Genomic DNA, 1,978 nt, shown 5'->3' on the forward strand with positions numbered 1-1,978 from the left:
GATTACGAGTGCCCAGCGGGCCCGGTCAAGGAAAAGCGTTCACCAGGGGTTGACACCGGCCGGCCGGTGCGTATAATGCGGCTTGCGTGTCGCGGGGTGGAGCAATTTGGTAGCTCGTCGGGCTCATAACCCGAAGGTTGCAGGTTCAAGTCCTGCCCCCGCTACCAGCAAAGAAGACGGGCACTTAGGGCTAATCCTAGGTGCCCGTTCTTTCGTTCGCCCAGCCGCCTTTCCAACACTATTTCCAACAAGGAAGCTCAACGGCTACCCTTGATCCTCCGGGCGGAGCTCTGCGCCCCTCGCTATCCACTTCCTCACCGTCTCCGTATCCGTCCCCAACTCCCGGGCGATGTCGTCGACAGCTCGTCCCGCCACATACGCCTCCACGGCCGACTTTTGCCGTTCCCTATATTGTTTAAATCGGCATGCAGAAGAGCAATAAAGCCTCGTTCTTTTTACTTCTCTTGTCACCAATTCGAACCATTTTCCGCACACCACACATCTTCTGTATTCTGCTCCCACCTCTATCGACCTCGCAAATTGCAACCACAGTGCACCGATCAAACTTTTTGGGCACCACTCGGTGCTAAACTTGACGCCCCTTCCAAAGCCACTCGCAATGGAAGTGACATCCACAGAAAAAACATTTTGGGACAACTCTTCTCGAAGACCAACATTTATAAGTTCCTCTAAAATACTAACGGTTATCGCAGACAAAAGCTCCTTACCCAACCTCATCTTCGCGCCAGGCCCAACTATACCAAAGTGTTCCTCTACAAATCTTTGAACCTCCGTGCTCAACAGCGCGTCTGCTCGCCTCACCGCTCTGGAAATGAACCGAGGGTTTGTAATATTACGCACCCTTTCCTGCACAGGCGGCACCACACTTTTCAACACGTTCGACAACTTTAACGATATATTTTCCAACCCCTCTTGACTGACAACTACACATGGCTCCTCTTTCGAAGCCGATTCAATCTTGATCAATTTTCTCAGTCGCTTAAAATCTTGCCGACGCAAGCAATCCCACAAACTGATCGCAAGACGCATCGACGCGATTTCACTCAACCAAAAATCCAAAAACTCCGGCGGACTCGTTCTCAAGAAGGGGAAATCAATACCGACGCGGAAACTTCCCAACACCCCCCAATTATTAGCAAATTTCAATATTGCTTCCGAATTCAGCTCCGTGTCGGCAAAATGTCGATACAGAGCAGGCTCCTCCATCGGCGAATACACCCGTTCCCCCACCCCAAACGACCTTTGCTCCTTTCTCTTAAGAACCCAGCACCCGGTAGCACTTCGGCCGGTCTTTTGATGATCAACATTTTCCAGCCTGACAATAACAGGCGTACCAAACACTGAATGAGCGGTCCGTTTTCTTATCTTCTCGCGGACCTCAACAGGCTGCTGGGTTCGTATCCCGAGAGGCCTGTAACGCACAATCCGTTGCACTTCCTCGCCATCCAACTCGTGCCAACAATATCCTGGCAATTCGACCGACCAACGAAACCGTGAAAACGACTCACGCCCCATTCATACTCTCCACATTGTCAAGATATAAAAAATCCGGGCAGAGCCACACCAACCCTTGATCCCAAAATAGTCCGCAATCCCCCAACACACAACACAAATCACGGTGTCAAACAAAGGTATGATACCATAATTCGCGATAACAGCGTATTACTTGACCCAAATTTCTGCAAGGTCGGTGGCAGCACCAGTGCCTCGTGGGCGGACTCCTCCGCCCGGTGCCTGGTGGTTCTTCCAGGTTTCTAGTGGGTAAAGGTCGCGGTAGTGTGGTTCGCCGAAAGGAGGCGAGCCATGCGCGACACGACCCTGTACCAGCACCTGTTGGCCTGGAAGAACCTGGACCGTGGAGAAAGTGGACCTCGACGTCCCAAGGCAGCGGGTCGACGTCTGGGTAGGACACCCGCGGCGACATCGATGGCCGTGCCCGGAGTGTGGCACCGAGTGC

At 52.7% G+C, this 1,978-nt stretch carries 1 protein-coding gene and 1 tRNA gene; one reads left to right on the forward strand and one right to left on the reverse strand.

Annotated features, from left to right (window positions below; genetic code table 11):
- The first annotated feature begins 90 nt into the window (after nucleotides 1-90).
- Nucleotides 91-167, forward strand: a tRNA-Met gene (locus D6694_14375).
- Nucleotides 168-264: 97 nt separating this feature from the next.
- On the opposite strand, the gene D6694_14380 is transcribed toward D6694_14375, so the two are convergent.
- The gene (locus D6694_14380; protein ID RMH35854.1) at nucleotides 265-1,536 is read right to left on the reverse strand and encodes a hypothetical protein; all 1,272 of its coding nucleotides are present in this window, start codon (nucleotides 1,534-1,536) and stop codon (nucleotides 265-267) included.
- Nucleotides 1,537-1,978: the final 442 nt, after the last annotated feature.

The sequence above is a fragment of the Gammaproteobacteria bacterium genome (assembly GCA_003696665.1).
Taxonomy (GTDB): Bacteria; Pseudomonadota; Gammaproteobacteria; order Enterobacterales.